The sequence below is a fragment of the Pseudomonas sp. B13(2017) genome (assembly GCF_002113245.1).
GTDB lineage: Bacteria > Pseudomonadota > Gammaproteobacteria > Pseudomonadales > Pseudomonadaceae > Aquipseudomonas > Aquipseudomonas putida_Z.
On sequence record NZ_NEJX01000031.1, the window covers coordinates 1 to 18,968 of the forward strand.

Here is an 18,968-nt window from a genome sequence, read left to right on the forward strand (position 1 = left end):
CAAGATTTTGAGTATTCATAACGGCGATCTCCAGTTAGATCCCCCAGTGAAAGCTTAGGCTTTCACTGGGGAGTCCTGGGAGGACCATTTCATTAGGTACAGCGCGAGCCCGAAGCCTGCGCCGTACCTGTGGGATCGGGCATGCCCGCGAAGCAAGCGGCGCGGTGGATGGCACCGGCTTCGCCGGTGTTCGCGGCTAAAGCCGCTCCCACAGGTACAGCGTGAGCCCGAAAGCCGGCGCCGTACCTGTGGGAGCGGGCAAGCCCGCGAAGCAGGCGACGCGGTGGATGGCACCGGCTGCGCCGGTGTTCGCGGCCACGGCCGCTCCCACAGGTACAGCGTGATCCCGAAGCCTGCGCCGTACCTGTGGGAGCGGGTTCACCCGCGAAGCAGGCGACGCGGTGGATGGCACCGGCTCTGCCGGTGTTCGCGGCTAAAGCCGCTCCCACAGGTACAGCGTGATCCCGAAGCCTGCGCCGTACCTGTGGGAGCGGGTTCACCCGCGAAGCAGGCGACGCGGTGGATGGCACCGGCTCTGCCGGTGTTCGCGGCTAAAGCCGCTCCTACAGGTGCAGCGCGAGCCCGAAGCCTGCGCCGTACCTGTGGGAGCGGGTTCACCCGCGAAGCAGGCGACGCGGTGGATGGCACCGGCTGCGCCGGTGTTCGCGGCCACGGCCGCTCCTACAGGTACAGCGTGATCCCGAAGCCTGCGCCGTACCTGTGGGAGCGGGCATGCCCGCGAAGCAGGCGACGCGGTGGATGTGTTCGGTTACTGCGCAGGTTTCGGGTACAAGCTGTACCTGTGGCAGCGGCGCTCATTTACCATGGCGGCTGTTTTTAGCCATTACCAAGGAAACCCGCCATGAGCGCCCCTCAGTTTCGCACCCCCACAGCCGCCGACGCCGAACGCTGCTACGCCATCGAGATCGGTGCCTATGAAGGCGATGAGGCGGCCACGCTGGAGAAGATCCGCACCCGCATCGCGCAGTATCCGCAGGGCTTCCTGGTGCTGGATAACGCGGGCGAGATCGTTGGTTTCATCAACAGCGGCTGTGCCCACGAAGTGGTGATGTCCGACGAGGCATTCAAGGAGCTGGTCGGGCATGACCCGGCGGCGCCAAACGTGGTGATCATGTCGGTGGTGGTGGACCCGGCGCATCAGGGCAAAGGCTACGCCAAGCAGTTGATGGATGAATTCATCGCTCGCATGAAGGCGGCGGGCAAGCTGACCATTCACCTGATGTGCAAGGAACAGCATGTGGCGTTGTACCAGAAGCTGGGGTATCAGTACGTGAAACCGTCGCCGTCGGACCACGGCGGCATGGCCTGGCATGAGATGCTCATGGTCCTCTGATTTCGCAAGACACGGCAGCGTTGCCGGCGATGGGCCGCCAAGGCGGCCCCGAATGGCTGCTTATTCGCCGCTGACCAGCTGGCGTGCCAACTGGTTGTGGCGCTCCAGCACCCGTGGCAAGTCGACCGTGGCCAACTGGCCATCCTTCACCACCACACGGCCATTGATGACACTGGTGTGCACCTGGGTCGGGGTGCAGAACACCAGCGCCGCCAACGGGTCGTGGTGGCCGCCGGCATAGGCTACGTGGCCGAGGTCGAAGGCGACGAAGTCGGCCACCATGCCTGGGGCCAGGGCGCCGATGTCGTTGCGGTTGAGCACCTTGGCACCGCCGAGCGTTGCAATTTCCAGCGCCTCGCGTGCAGTCATCGCGTCGGGGCCGAAGCCCACCCGTTGCAGCAGCAAGGCCTGGCGCACTTCACCGATCATGCTGGCGCCGTCGTTGGATGCCGAACCGTCGACCCCCAGGCCTACCGGCACCCCGTGGTCGCGCATCTTGCGCACCGGGGCGATGCCCGAGGCCAGGCGCATGTTCGAGCATGGGCAGTGGGCGACACCCGTGCCGGTGCGGGCGAACAGCTCGATGCCATGTTGGTCGAGTTGCACACAGTGGGCGTGCCACACGTCGTGGCCGACCCAGCCGAGGTCTTCGGCATATTCGGCGGGGGTCATGCCGAACTTCTCGCGGCTGTAGGCGATGTCGTTGACGTTCTCGGCCAGGTGGGTGTGCAACGACACCCCGTACTGGCGCGCCAGCACGGCTGCTTCGCGCATCAGGTCGCGGCTGACCGAGAACGGCGAGCAGGGCGCCACCACGATGCGGCGCATCGAGCCGTGGCTGGCGTCGTGATAATCCTCGATCAGGCGCTGGGATTCCTTGAGGATGTCGGCTTCCTTCTCCACCACCGAATCAGGCGGCAGGCCGCCCTGGCTACGGCCCACGCTCATGCTGCCGCGCGCGGCGTGGAAGCGCATGCCGATCTCGTCGGCGGCATGGATGCTGTCGTCGAGCTTGCAGCCGTTGGGGTAGATGTACAGGTGGTCGCTGGAGGTGGTGCAGCCGGACAGGATCAGTTCGGCCATGGCGGTCTGGGTCGACACCGCGATCATCTCGGGGGTCAGGCGTGCCCAGATCGGGTAGAGGTTGGTCAACCAGTTGAACAGCTCGCCGTCCTGGGCTGCCGGCACCACGCGGGTGAGGCTCTGGTACATGTGGTGGTGGGTGTTGACCAGGCCAGGGATGACCACCTTGCCGGCCATGTCCAGCACCACATCGGCGTGCTGTGGCAGGGTATCGCTGGGGCCGACCTGGCGGATCAGGTTGCCTTCGATGAACATTCCGCCGTTCCTGATCTCGCGGCGTTCGCCGTCCATGGTGACCAGAAGTTCGGCGTTCTTGACCAGTAGCGTTCTTGGAGCATTTGTAGATGACATGGCTTAAGCCTGTCGCAATACGCATCGGCGACTACCGATGTCATAGGCGCATGGCATTGTAAGCAAGGTTTTTGCGGATTGTATACAGGGCTGGTAATCCTATGCCGGCCTCTTCGCGGGCTCGCCCGCTCCCACAGGTACGGCACAGTTCTGGAATTCTGTGCCGTACCTGTGGGAGCGGGCGAGCCCGCGAAGAGGCCAGTACAGGCTACCTCAATGTCAGATCAAACCGCCCCGCGGCTGCTCACCCCATCCACCAACCGCGCAATCCCCAGCGGGTTGGCACTTTTCAGCGCATCCGGCAGCAGCGCATCCGGGTAGTTCTGGAAGCACACCGGTCGCAGGAAGCGGTCGATGGCCAAGGTACCGACCGAAGTGCCTCGGGCATCGGAGGTGGCCGGGTATGGCCCGCCATGCACCATCGCGTCCGATACCTCTACGCCGGTCGGGTAGCCGTTCAGCAGCAGGCGCCCGGCCTTGCGCTCCAGCAGCGGCACCACCGTGGCAAAGGCACGCAGGTCGTCCGGTTCGGCAATCAGGGTGGCCGTCAGCTGGCCTTGCAGGTGGCGCAGCGCTTCGGCCAGTTGCTGGGCATCGGCCACTTCCACCACCACGGTGGTCGGGCCGAACACTTCTTCCTGCAGCAGCGGGTCGCTGTCCAGCAGCAGGCTCACATCCGCCTTGAACAGCTGCGGCTGGGCCTGGGTGCCGGCTTGTGGCTGCCCGGCCAGGTGCTGGATGCCAGGGTGCGCCAGCAGGTGCTGCACACCGCTCTGGTAGCTGCGCAGGGTGCCGGCGTTGAGCATGGTCTGCGGTGCTTGGTCGGCCATGCGCGCCACCAGCGTGTGCACGAAGCATTCGAACTGCGGCGACTTGATGCCCACCACCAGGCCCGGGTTGGTGCAGAACTGCCCGCAACCCAGCACTACCGAGGCGGCCAGTTCGCCGGCTACCTGCTCGCCACGGGCCTGCAGGGCCTGGGGCAGGACAATTACCGGGTTGATGCTGCTCATTTCGGCGAACACCGGGATCGGCTGCGGGCGCGCAGCCGCCATGTCGCACAGGGCGCGGCCGCCACGTAGCGAACCGGTGAAGCCGACCGCCTGGATGGCCGGGTGCTTGACCAGTGCTTCACCCACGCCGGCGCCATAGATCATGTTGAACACGCCTGCAGGCATGCCGCAGCCGGCCACCGCGCGGTCAATGGCCGCGGCCACGTGGGCAGCGGTCAGCATGTGCCCGCTGTGGGCCTTGAACACCACCGGGCAGCCGGCCGCCAGCGCCGAGGCGGTATCACCGCCGGCGGTGGAGAAGGCCAGCGGGAAGTTGCTGGCACCGAATACAGCCACCGGGCCGACGCCGATGCGGTATTGGCGCAGGTCCGGGCGTGGCAGCGGGGTGCGCTCGGGCTGCGCACGGTCGATGCGCGCACCGAGGAAATCGCCACGGCGCACCACATCGGCGAACAGGCGCAGCTGGTTGCTGGTGCGGGCGCGCTCACCGCGGATGCGTGCCTCGGGCAGCGCGGTTTCGCGCATCACATGCTGGACGAAGTCATCGCCCAGTGCGTCCAGCTCGTTGGCGATGGCGTCGAGGAAGGCGGCGCGCTGTGCCGGGCTGGTGCTGCGGTAGGCCGGGTAGGCAGCCTCGGCGGCCTGCACGGCGGCTTCGACTTCGTCGCTGGTCGCCTGGTGGAAGGCGTATGGCAGTGGCTCGCCGGTGTGGGCGTCGACGCTGTTCAGCAGCACGTCACCGTTGCCGCTGAGCTGGCCGGCGATGTGGTTCAGGCGATGTTCGATGGACATTTCGTTTCCCGTTGGCAATGACAGTCGTTGGGCTGGGACTGTAGGGGGCGAAATGCGTGCTGAATAATGATTAATGCGGATCAGGTGATAACGTTCTGTTATCGCGTGGCCTGCTATTGAGGAACAATGTTCGAGCGTGTGCCATTCCCTGTGGGAGCGGGCGCGCCCGCGAAGCGCCCGACACGGTGTATGGCACCGGCTTTGCCGGTGTTCGCGGGCACGCCCGCTCCCACAACGACCGCGCAGGCTTCCAGGTCTGGGCAAGGCGGTGGTGGTGGGGCGCTGTTTGTTTCACTCGGCCATCTGCAACTCCGGCAGCTTCACCCGGAACGCCCGGGTAAGCCCCAGCAGCACCACCAGGCCCATGCCCATCCAGCACAAACCGATGGTGAACGACAGGCTGGTCAGGCTGCTCCACAGCCACAGCGTGCTGAGGAAGCCCAGGCCGGGAATGGCGCCATACAGCAGGTAGTTGCGGCCACCACGCAGCTTGTGGTCGATCAGGTAGTGCTTGACCACGGCCAGGTTCACCGCCGAGAAGGCGAACAGCGCGCCAAAGCTGATCATGTTGGCCACCGTGTCGAGGCTGATCACCAAGGCAATCAGCGACAGCAGGCTGACCAGCAGGATGGCCGTGGCCGGCACGCGCTTTTTCGTCACCAGCTGGCCGAACGCACGCGGCAACGCACCGTCGCGGCCCATGGCGAACAGCACCCGCGACACGCTGGCCTGGGACACCATGGCCGAGGCGAAGCAGCCGGCCACGTAAGTGGCGGTGAAGGCGGTCACCAGCAGTTCGCCGCCGACCCGGCGCATCACGTCCACCGACGCCGAGTCCGGGTCGGCGAAGCTGCCCCAGTCAGGGAACACCATCTGTGCGCAGTACGACACCACCAGGAACAACATGCCGCCGATCAGCGACACGGCGAGGATCGCCACGGGAATGCGGTAGGTGGGGTTGCTGGTTTCCTCGGCCATGGTCGAGACCGCATCGAAGCCCAGGAACGACAGGCACAGCACGGCGGCGCCGGTCATGATCAACGGCACGCTGAAGCCTTCGTGGTGGAACGGCGCCAGCAGCGACACCGGCTGCGCCTGCCCGCTGAGGTTGTGGATGGACAGGGCGACGAACACGACGATGAACACCAGTTGCACCACCACCAGGATCCAGTTCACCCGGGTGATCGACTCGATGCCGATCAGGTTGAGGAAGGTGACCAGGGCAATGGAGCCCGCCACCCACACCCAGGCGTGGATGGCCGGGAAGTACTCCGACATGTAGATGCCGATCAGCAGGTAGCTGAGCAGCGGCAGGAAGATGTAGTCGAGCAGCAAGGTCCAGCCGGCGATGAAGCCGATGTGGCTGCCGAAGGCCTTGCGGGTGTAGGTGTAGACCGAGCCGGAGTAGGGGTGGGCCTGGACCATGCGGCCGTAGCTGTAGGCGGTCAGCAGCATGGCGGCGAGGGTCAGCAGGTAGGCGGTGGGCAGGTGCCCCTTGGTCATCTGGGTGACCAGCCCGTAGGTGGTGAATACTGCAAGGGGGACCATGTAGGCCAGGCCGAACAGCACCAGGGCGGGCAGCCCCATGGACTTGCGGAAACGGCCGTTGCTGGCGGTGGGTTGCGACGGGCTATGTGCAGGGCTATGGGCTGTACTTGTTGTTGTATGCATTGCTAACTCCTGGAAAGGGATGCAGGACGCCGCGGTATGCGAGCGGGCTCGATACCGGTGGGTGTTGTGCAAGGAGGTCGAGCGGGTGGCTCGCAGCGCTGGGGCGGGTTGATGCTCCCACACCCCGCCGGTACCCGGAATCACCCTTTGGGGTGAGCCGGCAGGGGGCTTTGCCTGCTCACCCCAAAGGGTGATTTCGGTGTTTGCAGTGCCATGGGAGTATCTGGCCAACGACGCACCGCACTGGCGGCGGTGCCTTTACTTGAGACGGCAGGCCCACAGTGACTGATCAATTGCTTTCGCAACAGTGGTTCGAGCACCTGGCCAAGGTCACCGAGGCGATCGGCCGCCCCGGCTTTGCCGCCACCCTGTTTGCTGCGCTTGGCGTGATTCGGCCGATCCAGGCGACCACGGTGTACCTGTACCCGCACGACGGCATGCCCTGCGCGCTGTTCGAGCAGGACGACAAGGCGCCCTGGCAGCCCGAGGGCAATGTCAGCCGCTACCTGTCCGGCTTCTATCTGCTCGACCCGTTCTACGGGGCCTGTGTGGAGCAGGTCGAGTCCGGTTGCTACGGCCTGTTCGAAGTGGCGCCCGACCACTTCGAGGTCAGCGAGTACTACCAGTCGTTCTACCGGCACTCGCACCTGGAGGATGAGCTCAACTACATCCTGCAGGTCGCGCCCGGGCAGAGCCTGGCGGTATCGCTGGCGTTCACCGACAAGCTCGATGGGCAAACCCGTGCGCTGTTCGCGCGTATCACGCCCTGGGTACTGGCGGTGCTCGGCAAGCACTTCGCCGGGCTGGACAGCCGCACCGGGCGCTTCGAGAACATCCTCGAGCAGCGCATCCACGCGGCGTTGAACAACTTCGGCAGCTCGCTGCTGACCGAGCGTGAGTGCCGTATCGCCCAGCTGATCCTGCGTGGCCACTCGACCAAGTCGCTGGCCGAGCGCCTGGGGGTGTCGGAGGACACCATCAAGTCACACCGCAAGAACGTCTACGCCAAGCTCGACATCGGTACCCAGTCCGAGCTGTTCTCCCTGTTCATCGACGCGCTGGCCAATGCCCAGGGCGTGCTGGGCAAGGACCCGCTGGAAAGCTACATGGGCAAGCTGCGCTGAGCGCAAGCCACCCTGCAACCCCACCGCAAAGGAAAACCAACAATGAATGCGCCTTTCGCCCCGCAACGCCAGACCCGTGACTACCAGGCAGCCGATGCCGCGCACCACATCCATGCCTTCCTCGACCAGAAGGCGCTGAACGCCGAAGGGCCGCGAGTGATCGTCGGTGGCGAACGCCTGCACCTGTGGGACAGCGAGGGCAAGCGCTACCTGGACGGCATGTCCGGCCTGTGGTGCACCCAGCTCGGCTACGGCCGCCGCGACCTGACCGCCGCCGCAGCCACGCAGATGGACCAGCTGGCCTACTACAACATGTTCTTCCACACCACCCACCCGGCGGTGATCGAACTGTCCGAGCTGCTGTTCAGCCTGTTGCCGGGGCACTACAGCCACGCGATCTACACCAACTCCGGCTCCGAGGCCAACGAGGTGCTGATCCGTACCGTGCGCCGCTACTGGCAGGTGGTTGGCCAGCCGAACAAGAAGATCATGATCGGCCGCTGGAACGGTTACCACGGCTCGACCCTGGCCGCCACGGCGCTGGGTGGCATGAAGTTCATGCACGAAATGGGCGGGTTGATTCCGGATGTGGCGCACATCGATGAACCGTACTGGTACGCCGAGGGCGGCGAGCTGACCCCGGCCGAGTTCGGCCGCCGCTGCGCCCTGCAACTGGAGGAGAAAATCCTCGAACTGGGTGCCGAGAACGTCGCCGGCTTTATCGCCGAGCCGTTCCAGGGCGCGGGCGGCATGATCTTCCCGCCGGAAAGCTACTGGCCCGAGATCCAGCGTATCTGCCGCCAGTACGACGTGCTGCTGTGCGCCGATGAAGTGATCGGCGGCTTTGGCCGCACTGGCGAATGGTTCGCCCACGAGTACTTCGGCTTCGAGCCTGACACCCTGTCGATCGCCAAGGGCCTGACCAGCGGCTACGTGCCCATGGGCGGCCTGGTGCTGAGCAAGCGCATTGCCGAGGCGCTGGTGGAGCGGGGCGGGGTGTTCGCCCACGGCCTGACCTATTCCGGCCACCCGGTGGCGGCGGCGGTGGCCATCGCCAACCTGAAGGCGCTGCGTGACGAAGGCATCGTGCGCCAGGTGAAGGACGACACCGGGCCGTACCTGCAGCGCATCCTGCGCGAGGTGTTTGCCGACCACCCGTTGATCGGCCAGGTGCAGGGCGCCGGGTTGGTGGCGGCGCTGCAGTTCGCCGAGCACAAGCCGACGCGCAAGCGCTTCGCCAACGAGAACGACCTGGCATGGCAGTGCCGTACCTTCGGTTTCGAGGAAGGGGTGATCATTCGCTCCACCCTGGGCCGAATGATCATGGCACCAGCGCTGATCGCCAACCACAGCGAGCTGGATGAGCTGGTGGAGAAGACCCGCATCGCCGTGGACCGCACGGCGCGCCTGGTCGGCAAGCTCTAGACCGCTGATCCCTGTGGGAGCGGGCAAGCCCGCGAACACCGGCGAAGCCGGTGCCATCCACCGTGTCGCCTGATTCGCGGGCACGCCCGCTCCCACAGGAACCGCGTAGCCCCTAGGAAAATTGCTCCAACAGCTACCAGGAGTACAAATGTACACCCTCGAATTCTGGCAACAACGTGCCTCGGACCTCTACCTCCCGGCCAATGCACTGATCGACGGCAAGCCCGTCAACGCACAGGGCGGCGCCACCTTCGTCGCCGTCAACCCCGCTACCAACAAGGTGCTGGCCCAGGTCACCGCCTGCGGCCAGGCCGAGGTCGACCTGGCCGTCGCCAGCGCCCGCAGGGCTTTCGAACAAGGCCCATGGCCGCGCATGGCCCCGGGCGAGCGCAAGAAAGTGCTGCTGCGCCTGGCCGAGCTGATCATGGCCCATCGCGAAGAACTGGCCCTGCTCGACTCGCTGAACATGGGCAAGCCGGTCATGGACGCCTACAACATCGATGTGCCGGGCTCGGCGCAGGTGTTTGCCTGGTACGGCGAGGCGCTGGACAAGCTGTACGACCAGGTGGCACCCACCGCGCCCAACGCGCTGGCCACCATCACCCGCGAAGCCCTCGGCGTGGTCGCCGCCGTGGTGCCGTGGAATTTCCCGCTCGACATGGCCGCCTGGAAGCTCGCCCCGGCGCTGGCTGCCGGCAACAGCGTGGTGCTCAAGCCCGCCGAGCAATCACCGTTCTCGGCCCTGCGCCTGGCCCAGCTGGCGCTGCAGGCCGGTGTGCCGGAAGGCGTGCTGAACGTGGTGCCGGGCCTGGGCGAGCAGGCCGGGCAGGCGCTGGGCCTGCACCCGGATGTGGATTGCCTGGTGTTTACCGGCTCCACCCAGGTGGGCAAGTACTTCATGCAGTACTCGGCACAGTCCAACCTCAAGCAGGTATGGCTGGAGTGCGGCGGCAAGAGCCCCAACCTGGTGTTCGAAAACTGCCAGGACCTGGACCTGGCTGCGGAAAAGGCGGCATTCGGTATCTTCTTCAACCAGGGTGAGGTGTGCTCGGCCAACTCGCGGCTGTACGTGCAGCGCTCCATCCATGACGAGTTCATCGAGCGCCTGCAGGCCAAGGCCCGCCAGTGGCTGCCAGGCAACCCGCTGGACCCGGCGAGCCGTGCCGGTGCCATTGTGGATGCCGGGCAGACCGGCCGGATCGAAACCGCCATCGCCCGTGCCGGGCAGGACGGGGCGCGGTTGGTGTGTGGTGGCCGGCGCCTGACCATCGACGGCTCGGACAATTACATCGAGCCGACCATTTTTGCCGGTGTCGATGGCCGTATGAGCCTGGCGCGGGAAGAGGTATTCGGGCCGGTGCTGGCGGTCAGTGCCTTCGACAGTGAAGAGCAGGCCGTGCGCCTGGCCAACGACAGCATCTATGGGCTGGCGGCGTCGGTGTGGAGCGATGACTTCAACCAGGTGCACCGCGTGGCGCGGGCGTTGAAGGCCGGCACCGTGTCGGTGAACACGGTCGATGCGCTGGACGTGACGGTGCCGTTCGGCGGCGGCAGGCAGTCCGGGTTTGGCCGCGACCTGTCGCTGCATTCGTTCGACAAGTATTCGCAGCTCAAGACCACCTGGTACCAGTTGCGCGCCTGATACATCCGGTCTTGCACCGCGTCGCCTGTTTCGCGGGCTCGCCCGCTCCCACAGGTACTGCACTGGCTCCGGTGCTGCGCGGTCCCTGTGGGAGCGGGCAAGCCCGCGAAGCAGGCGACGCGGTATCCGGATCATTCATGGCGTTCCGTTAATTTTCCTTGCCAACCCGGCAGAAAGCTCGGCTCCGCTCTACACTGCTGCCAAGATGGGGCTGGGCTATGTGCCACCACGCCCCCGTCTCGCTGCCTGCGAATGGCTTCGGCCTGCATGATCGTCCTGGCTGCCCCGTCAAACCGCCATACATGGAGTACCTGAGATGGGCTGCGTGTCGAATGGTCGTGCTGCTGGCAACGCCGGACGTGGCATTTCACTGCAGTGGCTGGTAGCACTCGCCATCGTGCTGGGCATGTTGCTGCTCGGCGCCGCCCTGGCCTGGCAGGGCTATCACGGCATTCGCCAGACCTTGGTGGCCGCAGCAGGTGATTCTGCCCAGCAAATAGGCAAGACCATCGACGAGCGCGCCCGTCGCCTGATAGACCCGGTGCACAGCAGTATCCGCCTGCTCGCCCACAACCCGGCCGCGCAAACCCCGGCGCAGCGCCTGGAACGCTTGCCGCAACTGGTCGAGACGCTGGACGCCAACCGCATGCTCAGTGCTGCCTACATGGGTTACCCCAGTGGTGAGTTCCTGCTGGTGCGCCGCTTGCGCGACCCGCAGTTGCTGCAGCGTTTCGCCGCGCCGCCGGGCACCGTGTTCCTGGTGCAGAGCGTCAGCCGTGAGGGCGGGGCGGTGCAGGGTGAATGGCGCTTCTACGACCACGCGCTGAACCTGCTGCAGGCCCAGGCCAAGCCCGAATACCGCTACGACCCGCGCACGCGCCCGTGGTTTGTCGAAGCCAGCGCCCAACCCACCACGGTGCTGACCCATCCCTATGTGTTCTTCACCACCCGCGAGATCGGCCTGACCATGGCCCAGCGCAGTGTCGACGGCGGGGCGGTGATCGGCATGGACGTTTCGGTCGACGACCTGGCCAGCGAGACCCAGGGCCTGCGCATGACCCCCGGCACCGAGATCGTCGTGGTCGACGACCAGGGCAGCGTGGTGGCCTACCCGGACCTGCAGCGGGTAATCGTGCACGAAGGGCAGGCCGTGCGCTTGTCGCGCATCGGCGAACTGGGCATCCCCAGCCTGGAGCACCTTTACGCCGACCTGCCGCAAGGCACCCGCCCGCAGCCTTATCAGGTGGACGGCCAGACCTGGTATGGCATGCGCGTGCAACTGACCAACCTGGCCGGGCAGGACCTGCAGGTGCTGATTGCCGTGCCAGGCCATGAGTTGCTGGCCGGTGCGCGCAAGGTACTGCTCGAACAGTTGCTCTGGACCGCCGCCCTGATAACCGTGCTGCTGGTGCTCGGTGGTGTGCTCGGCCGGCGCATCGGCCGCCCGTTGCGGCTGCTGGCCGAACAGTTGCAAGGCGTGGCGGGTTTTGATTTCAGCCGCGAAGTCGGAGTGCGCTCGCGGGTGTCCGAGGTGCGTGAGCTGAGCCGCGTGCTTGGCCGCATGTCCGGCACCATCCGCAGCTTCCAGGCGATTACCCTCACGCTCAGCCGCGAGCGCGACCTGGAGCGCATGCTCGACGGTGTGTTGACCCATCTGGTGGAAGCCGCCGGGGTCAATGCCGGCGTGGTTTACCTGTTCGATGCCGAACATGCCTTGCTGCGCCTGGCCGCCGCCTGCCGTGGCGAGCAGTACCCTGGCGAGCTGGCCGTGGATGAAGCTGCCCAGCAGCACCTGGCCACGGCGGTGACCCAGGCCCTCGGCCTGCATGAGGGCAGCATGGCCTTGGTGTTGAATGACCGTAGCCAGGCGTTGCTGGGCATCCTGGTCCTGCAACTGGGCGATGGGCCTGTACACGAGCAGACAGGCCAGCCGTTCCGCAGCTTTGTTGCCGAATTGTCCGGGGTGGTGGCGGTGGCCATCGAGACACGCCAGCTGGTCGAAGCCCAGCAACGCCTGCTGGATGCCATGATCAAGCTGCTGGCCGATGCCATCGATGCCAAGAGCCCTTATACCGGCGGCCATTGCGAGCGGGTGCCACAACTGGCGCAGATGCTGCTGGACCAGGCGGTGGCGGCCGAAACCGGCCCGTACGCCAGCTTCAGCATGACCGCGGCTGAACGCTACGAATTCCACGTGGCGGCCTGGCTGCACGACTGCGGCAAGGTCACCAGCCCCGAGTATGTGGTGGACAAGGCGACCAAGCTGGAAACCTTGTACAACCGTATCCACGAGGTACGCATGCGTTTCGAGGTGCTCTGGCGGGATGCCGAGCTGGCCTATTGGCAAGGCCTGGCCAGCGGTGGCGACCAGCAGGCGCTGCAAGCCACCCTGGCGCGCAGCCAGGCCCAGCTGCAGGACGACTTCGCCTTCGTCGCCCAGGCCAACATCGGCGGCGAGTTCATGCAGGACGCCGACATCGAACGCCTGCAGCAGATTGGCCAGCACCGCTGGCAGCGCCATTTCGACAACCGCCTGGGCATCTCCCGTGATGAGGTGGAGCGCTTTGCCGACGTGCCTGCGGCTGCGCTACCGGTTGACGAACCACTGCTGGCCGACCGCCCTGAGCATTGCGTGCCCTGGGGCCCCCGCAAGCCACCGGTGGTCAAGGGCGACCCGCGCAACCGCTGGGGCTTCGACATGCGCTTGCCGGCCTGTGCCAGCAATTATGGCGAGCTGTACAACCTGGCGATCCGCCGCGGCACGCTGAATGATGAGGAACGCTTCAAGATCAACGAACACATCGTGCAGACCATCATCATGCTCAGTTCCTTGCCGTTCCCCCGCCAGCTCAAGCGGGTGCCGGACATCGCCGGCAACCACCACGAGAAAATGGACGGTAGCGGCTACCCGCGCCGGCTGGGCGAGCAGGACCTGGGTATTGCCGAGCGGGTGATGGCGATTGCCGACATCTTCGAGGCGCTGACCGCGGCCGACCGGCCCTACAAGGCGCCGAAGACCTTGTCCGAGTCGGTGAAGATCCTGGTGGGCATGGCCCGCGGCGGGCACATCGACGGCCAGCTGCTGGAGCTGTTCCTCAGCAGCGGGGTGTACCGCCAGTATGCCGAGCGGTTCCTGCGCACCGAGCAGATCGACGAGGTGGATGTGGCGTACTGGCTGGGGCAGATGCGTTGTCCAGCCAGAACGAAAAATCAGATTTAGCCCCTTCCTTCCCCATTCCTTCGAAGACACCTTGATCCAGGTGCAGATGCCCAATGGGCGAAGCACTTTGCACCAGGGCAGAAGTAATGTGTTGCCTGCTCTGGCCTCTTCGCGGGCACGCCCGCTCCCACAGGATCTTCACCGTACTCAAGAGTTGCACAGTACCTGTGGGAGCGGGCGTGCCGCGAAAGGGCCTGCGCAAGCAGTCGAGAGATTTCAGGGGATTCACCAATGACAACAGAAGACACCCAATCCTGAGTGCGATGGCCAAGGCGCGGTTTCCTGGAGCGGCCTTGTGTCGCGAAAGGGGTGCGAAGCGCCCCCAACGATCTGTGCATCACCGCAAAAACGCCGGGGCCGCTTTGCGGCCCTTTCGCGACACAAGGCCGCTCCTACAGGAATCGCGCCGTCCATGAGGAACAGGGCATGGCCATCAGTGATCGCTCACCTCATTCATACTCCTGCGCCCCGGCAATATGCCGCCCGGCCACATAGCCAAAGGTCAGCGCCGGGCCCAGGTTGATGCCACCCGACGGATACCAGCCGCCAAACACGCTGGCCATGTCGGTACCCGCCGCATACAGGCCAGCAATCGGCTGCCCAGCCTCATCCAGCACCCGGGCATTGCCGTCGGTGCGCAGCCCGGCAAAGGTGCCAAAGCAGCCGGGCTGCACCTTCACCGCATAGAACGGCCCATGCTCGATGGGCGCCACGCAAGGGTTTGGCCCCTTGTGCTGCGGGTCACCCTGCTTGCGGTTGAACGGTGTGGAACCACGGCCGAACGCTGGGTCCTGGCCGTTGCGGGCATGGTTGTTGAAGTCGCTGACCGTGGCGCGCAGCCCTACCGGGTCGATGCCGCAGGCCTCGGCCAGCTGCTCGAGGGTGGCACCCTGCTTGAGATAGCCGCTGCGCACGTGCGGCCACACCGGCAGCGGCGCCGGGCGGGCGTGGCCCAGGCCGTAGCGACGCAGGAAGCGGTGGTCACAGATCAGCCACGAACACACCTCTTCGCCCTGCGGCACCGCCGCGACCATCGCTGACACATAGTCGTAATAGCCATGCGCTTCGTTGACGAAACGCTTGCCGTCGGCCAGCACGCCGATGATGCCCGGTTTGCCGCGTTCGATGATGTGCGGGAAGTGGCCGACACTGCCGTCGCGGTGCGGCACTCGCGAAACCGGCGCCCAGGCCACCGGCGACTTCAGGTCGGTGGCGACCACACCGCCGGCCGATTCGCCCAGGCGCAGGCCGTCGCCCGAACAACCCTTGGGGGGCAGGGCCAGGTTGTCGTGGCCGCTGGCATCGCGCGGGAACAGTTGCCGGCGGCGGGCGTTGTCGTTGGGGAAACCACCCGCCGCGAGCACCACGGCCTTGGCACGGATCAGTTGCTCGCCCTGCGGTGTAGCCACCAGCGCCCCCCGCACCTGGCCATCCTCGACCAGCAGGCGTTTGGCCGGTGCCGACTCCTGCAGGCGCACGCCCAGGTCCTGCGCCGACCTGGCCAGGCGGGCCACCAGCGCCACGCCGTTGACCAGGTGCATCGCCCGGCCATACCGGGCCAGGTGGTACAGGTGGCGGCCAAAGCGTTTGCATACGTGCAGCAAGGCCTTGGGCGAGCGGGTCATGTTGAGGAACGCGGCAAGGTCGGCACCCGCCATTATCGGCATGCCCATGAACGAGGTTTCGCGCATGGTCTTGCGCAGGCGTGGCAGCAGCGCACCCACCTCGCGGGCGTCATAGGGCGCGGCAATCACCTGGTGCCCGCCCTGGGCCGCGCCCGGTGTGTCGCCATGCATGTCGGGGATGCCGTTGCCGTCGGCAAACTGCAGCGCCGTGTGCTTTTCGAAAAACGCCACCATGTGCGGGCAGGCTTCGAGGAAGGCGTCGACGCGTTCGGCGTTGTAATACGCCCCCAGTTCATTGCGCAGGTAGGTACGCGGCTGCTCGATGTCTTCCTCGATACCGGCCCGGCGTGCCAGCGGGTTGCGCGGCACCCAGGCCCAGCCGCCGGACCAGGCGGTGGCGCCGCCGAACACTGGCTCCTTTTCCACCACGATCACCTTCTGCCCATGCCACGCAGCCGTCACGGCCGCAGCCAGCCCGGCGGCACCAGAACCTATGACCAGTACATCGCATTCGGTTTCGTAGGGAGCGGAAGGCATTGCGGAATTCCTGTATTGTTATTGGAACAAGGTTCCACATTCTTATTGGCAGCGAATCGGCCTGCAAGGGTGTGGCGGCCCTGCCGGGCAAGTAATGGGCGATAACCGGACAGTTCGTGCCGCCCTGGCTGCGGCGGCTATCGGCGATATGGAATCATCTTCTAGAATTCGCAAAAATTTCAGGGACCTGTGTCATGGCTGGTAGTCAGATCGAACGCGCCTTCAGTCTTGTAGAAAGCCTTACCGGTGAGCCGCAAGGGCTGCCGTTGCAAACCCTGGCCGAGCGCCTGGACATCCCCAAGAGCGCCACCCATCGCATGCTCACCGAGCTGGTGCGGCTGGGCTATGTGCGGCAGAACCGGGACAACAGCCGCTACCAGCTGTCGGCCAAGCTGGTGGCGCTGGGCTTCCGTTACCTGGCCAGCAGCGGTGCCGACATCATTCAGCCGATTCTTGACCGCCTGGCCCAGGACAGCGGCGAACTGGTGCGCCTTGGCGTGATCGACGGTGCCCGCCAGACCTGGATCGCCAAGTCCCAGGGCGCCCGCTCCGGGCTGCGCTACGACCCGGACATGGGCCGCGACGCACCGCTGTTCTATACCGCGTCCGGGCATGCCTGGCTGGCCAGCCTGGACGATGAGCAGGCGCTGCAGATGGTATTGCGCCAGGGCATTGCCGACCCGGCGCAGTTCGGCCCGAATGCGCCGCGCTCCACCGACGAGTTGCTCAGCTACCTGCGCCGCGCTCGCGAGCGCGGTTATGCCTGGGTCGAGGAAACCTCGGCCATTGGCACCTCGGCCCTGGCTGCGGTGGTGCGCCGCCCGCAAAGTGACGAGGTGATCGGTGTGCTCAGCATCGCCGGGCCCAGTGCGCGCCTGGCGCAAAGCCGCCTGGCAGAACTGGCACCGCTGTTGCTGGCGGCGGCAGAGGAACTGTCGGCGGCCAGCCGGGCCAGTGAGTTGTTCGCCTGAAGGTGCATTTCCGGTCGATTACCGCACACTCTGTTCTGCGGCTTCTTCTGAAAAGCTGAACCTGGTTCTAAATTGTTCAATGTAGATTGTGGAATCAGATTCCGGAATCTGCATTACAACAATGACAAGAGGACAGGCTGTTGAACGCACCCCTTCGTATTGCCTTGATCGGCGCCGGCAGCATGGGCCGCCAGCATTACCAGCATTTGCTAAATGTGCCGCAGGCCCAGCTGTGCGCTGTGGCCGACCCGGGCCCGCAGGCCGAGGCCTTTGCCGCCGAATGCGGCGTGCCCTGTTTTGCCGACCACCGCCAGATGCTGGAGCACGCGCGCCCCGAGGCAGTGATCGTCGCCAACCCGAACAACCTGCATGTCGCCACCGCCCTGGACTGCGTCGAGGCCGGTGTGCCGGTGCTGGTCGAAAAACCGGTGGGCGTGCACCTGGATGAAGTCCGCGCGCTGGTGGAAGCCTCGCGCCGCCACAATGTGCCGGTGCTGGTCGGCCATCACCGCCGGCACAACCCGCTGATCGCCAAGGCTCACGAGGTGATTGCCGATGGCAAGCTGGGCCGGCTGATCAACGTCACCGCACTGTGGCAATTGCAAAAGCCCGACAGCTATTTCGAAACCCCCTGGCGCCGCGAGCCGGGCGCTGGCTTCTTGCTGACCAACCTGATCCATGACCTCGACCTGCTGCGCCACCTGTGCGGCGAGGTGGTACAGGTGCAGGCATTCACCCGCAACGATGTGCGCGGTTTTGCCAACGAAGACAGCGCCGCGGTGTTACTGCAATTCGCCAATGGCGCATTGGGCAGCCTGACTGGCTCCGACGCGGTGGCCGCGCCGTGGAGCTGGGAGCTGGACTCTGGCGAAAGCCCGGTCTACCCGCGCCAGGATGGCCAGCCGTGCTACCTGCTGGCCGGCACCCAGGGAGCGCTGAGCATTCCGCAACTCAAGCGCTGGCACTACGCCGAGGTCGGGTCGGGCTGGCACACGCCGTTGTTGCAGAGCGAGGAAAGCATCCCCGCCGGCGAGGCATTGACGTTGCAGCTGCAACACTTCGTGCGGGTTGCCCGGGGTGAACAGACGCCGCTGATCGATGCCGCCGATGGTGGCCGTACCCTGGCGCTGATCGAGGCGATCCGCCAGGCAGCGGAAACTGGCCGGGCCTGTGCGCCCGAGCACATTGCTTGACTTGTCTGGTGACGATAATGACTGAACGAATTTTCTCCCTGGCGGCCCTGACGGTACTCGAGCTGTCCCCGCCGGACATGGTCGAGGCAGCAGCCCGCGCCGGTTACAGCCACGTTGGCCTGCGCCTGGTGCCCGCCACCGAGCAGGAACAGCATTTCCCGCTGGTGGCCGATGCCGGCCTGCGCCGGCAGACCCAGGCGCGCCTGCGCGACACGGGCATCAAGGTGCTCGACCTCGAGATCCTGAGGCTGAAGCCGGAAAACTGTGTAGCCGATTTCGAGCCGATCCTGGCGGTGGGCGCCGAGCTGGGCGGCACGGAGCTGCTGGTGGCTGGCAACGACCCGGATGAAGTGCGGCTGACCGAGCGCTTTGCTGCGTTGTGTGACCTGGCGGCGGGGTATGGCATTCATCCGCATCTGGAGTTCATGCCCTGGACTGATGTGCGTGACCTGCGCCAGGCCATGCGGGTGGTGGCCAATGCTGACCGCGCCAATGGCTGTGTGCTGGTGGATGCCTTCCACTTCAACCGCTCCGGCTCTTCGCTGGACGATCTGGCACAACTGGCGCCGCAGCGCATGCGTTATGCCCAGCTGTGCGACGTTGCCGGCCCGGTGCCGGCCGACATGGACGAGATCCTGCGCCAGGCACGCAACGAGCGGCGCTTCCCGGGCGAGGGCGATGCCGATCTGGTCGGCCTGCTGCGCGGCTTGCCGCCAAGTGTGCCGTTGAGCCTGGAGATCCCCACGCGGCAGTTGCTGGAACAGGGCATAAGCGGCGAACAGCGTGCGCGCATGGCGCTGGAGAAGGCCATGGCAGTACTGGCCAGAGTCTGATTGATAGTACGCGGCGCATGGCACGGGCTATCGCCCGTGTTCGCGGGCACGCCCGCTCCTACAGGTACAGCGCATGGCTTGAGCCCTGTGGAGCCCTTGTGGGAGCGGCTTTAGCCGCGAACACCGGCGCAGCC

The 18,968-nt window shown here is 65.8% G+C and carries 12 protein-coding genes; 8 read left to right on the forward strand and 4 right to left on the reverse strand.

Annotated features, from left to right (window positions below; genetic code table 11):
- Positions 1 to 862 precede the first annotated feature (862 nt).
- Positions 863 to 1,354: a GNAT family N-acetyltransferase gene (locus tag CAG44_RS26020; RefSeq protein WP_085693337.1), complete on the forward strand. Its 492-nt coding sequence runs from the start codon at positions 863 to 865 to the stop codon at positions 1,352 to 1,354.
- Between the two features lie 60 nt (positions 1,355 to 1,414).
- On the opposite strand, the gene CAG44_RS26025 is transcribed toward CAG44_RS26020, so the two are convergent.
- The 3 genes from CAG44_RS26025 to CAG44_RS26040 form a co-directional block, all read right to left on the reverse strand.
- Entirely contained in the window at positions 1,415 to 2,788 is a 1,374-nt protein-coding gene (locus CAG44_RS26025; protein WP_025338655.1) for an 8-oxoguanine deaminase, read from the reverse strand.
- Between the two features lie 224 nt (positions 2,789 to 3,012).
- Entirely contained in the window at positions 3,013 to 4,593 is a 1,581-nt protein-coding gene (locus tag CAG44_RS26035; protein ID WP_085693339.1) for an aldehyde dehydrogenase (NADP(+)), read from the reverse strand.
- A gap of 291 nt (positions 4,594 to 4,884) precedes the next feature.
- On the reverse strand, positions 4,885 to 6,264 hold the full coding sequence (locus CAG44_RS26040) for an APC family permease (protein WP_025338657.1): 1,380 nt from the start codon (positions 6,262 to 6,264) through the stop codon (positions 4,885 to 4,887).
- Positions 6,265 to 6,545: 281 nt separating this feature from the next.
- On the opposite strand from CAG44_RS26040, the gene CAG44_RS26045 reads away from it, so the two are divergent.
- From CAG44_RS26045 to CAG44_RS26060, 4 genes are all read left to right on the forward strand, one after another.
- Positions 6,546 to 7,388 carry a helix-turn-helix transcriptional regulator gene (locus CAG44_RS26045; RefSeq protein ID WP_075044859.1) on the forward strand — a complete coding sequence of 281 codons (843 nt, stop codon included), beginning with the start codon at positions 6,546 to 6,548 and terminating at the stop codon, positions 7,386 to 7,388.
- A gap of 42 nt (positions 7,389 to 7,430) precedes the next feature.
- Positions 7,431 to 8,813 carry an aspartate aminotransferase family protein gene (locus tag CAG44_RS26050; RefSeq protein WP_025338659.1) on the forward strand — a complete coding sequence of 461 codons (1,383 nt, stop codon included), beginning with the start codon at positions 7,431 to 7,433 and terminating at the stop codon, positions 8,811 to 8,813.
- Between the two features lie 148 nt (positions 8,814 to 8,961).
- Positions 8,962 to 10,455: an aldehyde dehydrogenase gene (locus tag CAG44_RS26055; RefSeq protein ID WP_085693341.1), complete on the forward strand. Its 1,494-nt coding sequence runs from the start codon at positions 8,962 to 8,964 to the stop codon at positions 10,453 to 10,455.
- Between the two features lie 316 nt (positions 10,456 to 10,771).
- Positions 10,772 to 13,675, forward strand: a complete 2,904-nt coding sequence (locus tag CAG44_RS26060) for an HD domain-containing phosphohydrolase (RefSeq protein ID WP_085693343.1) — start codon at positions 10,772 to 10,774, stop codon at positions 13,673 to 13,675.
- A gap of 449 nt (positions 13,676 to 14,124) precedes the next feature.
- Here CAG44_RS26060 and CAG44_RS26065 read toward each other — a convergent pair whose 3' ends face one another.
- Positions 14,125 to 15,837, reverse strand: a complete 1,713-nt coding sequence (locus CAG44_RS26065; RefSeq protein ID WP_085693345.1) for an FAD-dependent oxidoreductase — start codon at positions 15,835 to 15,837, stop codon at positions 14,125 to 14,127.
- Between the two features lie 194 nt (positions 15,838 to 16,031).
- Here CAG44_RS26065 and CAG44_RS26070 point away from each other — a divergent pair, with 194 nt between their 5' ends.
- From CAG44_RS26070 to CAG44_RS26080, 3 genes are all read left to right on the forward strand, one after another.
- On the forward strand, positions 16,032 to 16,808 hold the full coding sequence (locus CAG44_RS26070; protein ID WP_023662480.1) for an IclR family transcriptional regulator: 777 nt from the start codon (positions 16,032 to 16,034) through the stop codon (positions 16,806 to 16,808).
- 140 nt (positions 16,809 to 16,948) lie between these two features.
- Positions 16,949 to 18,001 (forward strand): Gfo/Idh/MocA family protein, encoded by a 1,053-nt coding sequence (locus CAG44_RS26075; protein ID WP_085693347.1) that lies wholly within the window; start codon positions 16,949 to 16,951, stop codon positions 17,999 to 18,001.
- 17 nt (positions 18,002 to 18,018) lie between these two features.
- The gene (locus CAG44_RS26080; protein WP_085693349.1) at positions 18,019 to 18,834 is read left to right on the forward strand and encodes a sugar phosphate isomerase/epimerase; all 816 of its coding nucleotides are present in this window, start codon (positions 18,019 to 18,021) and stop codon (positions 18,832 to 18,834) included.
- Positions 18,835 to 18,968: the final 134 nt, after the last annotated feature.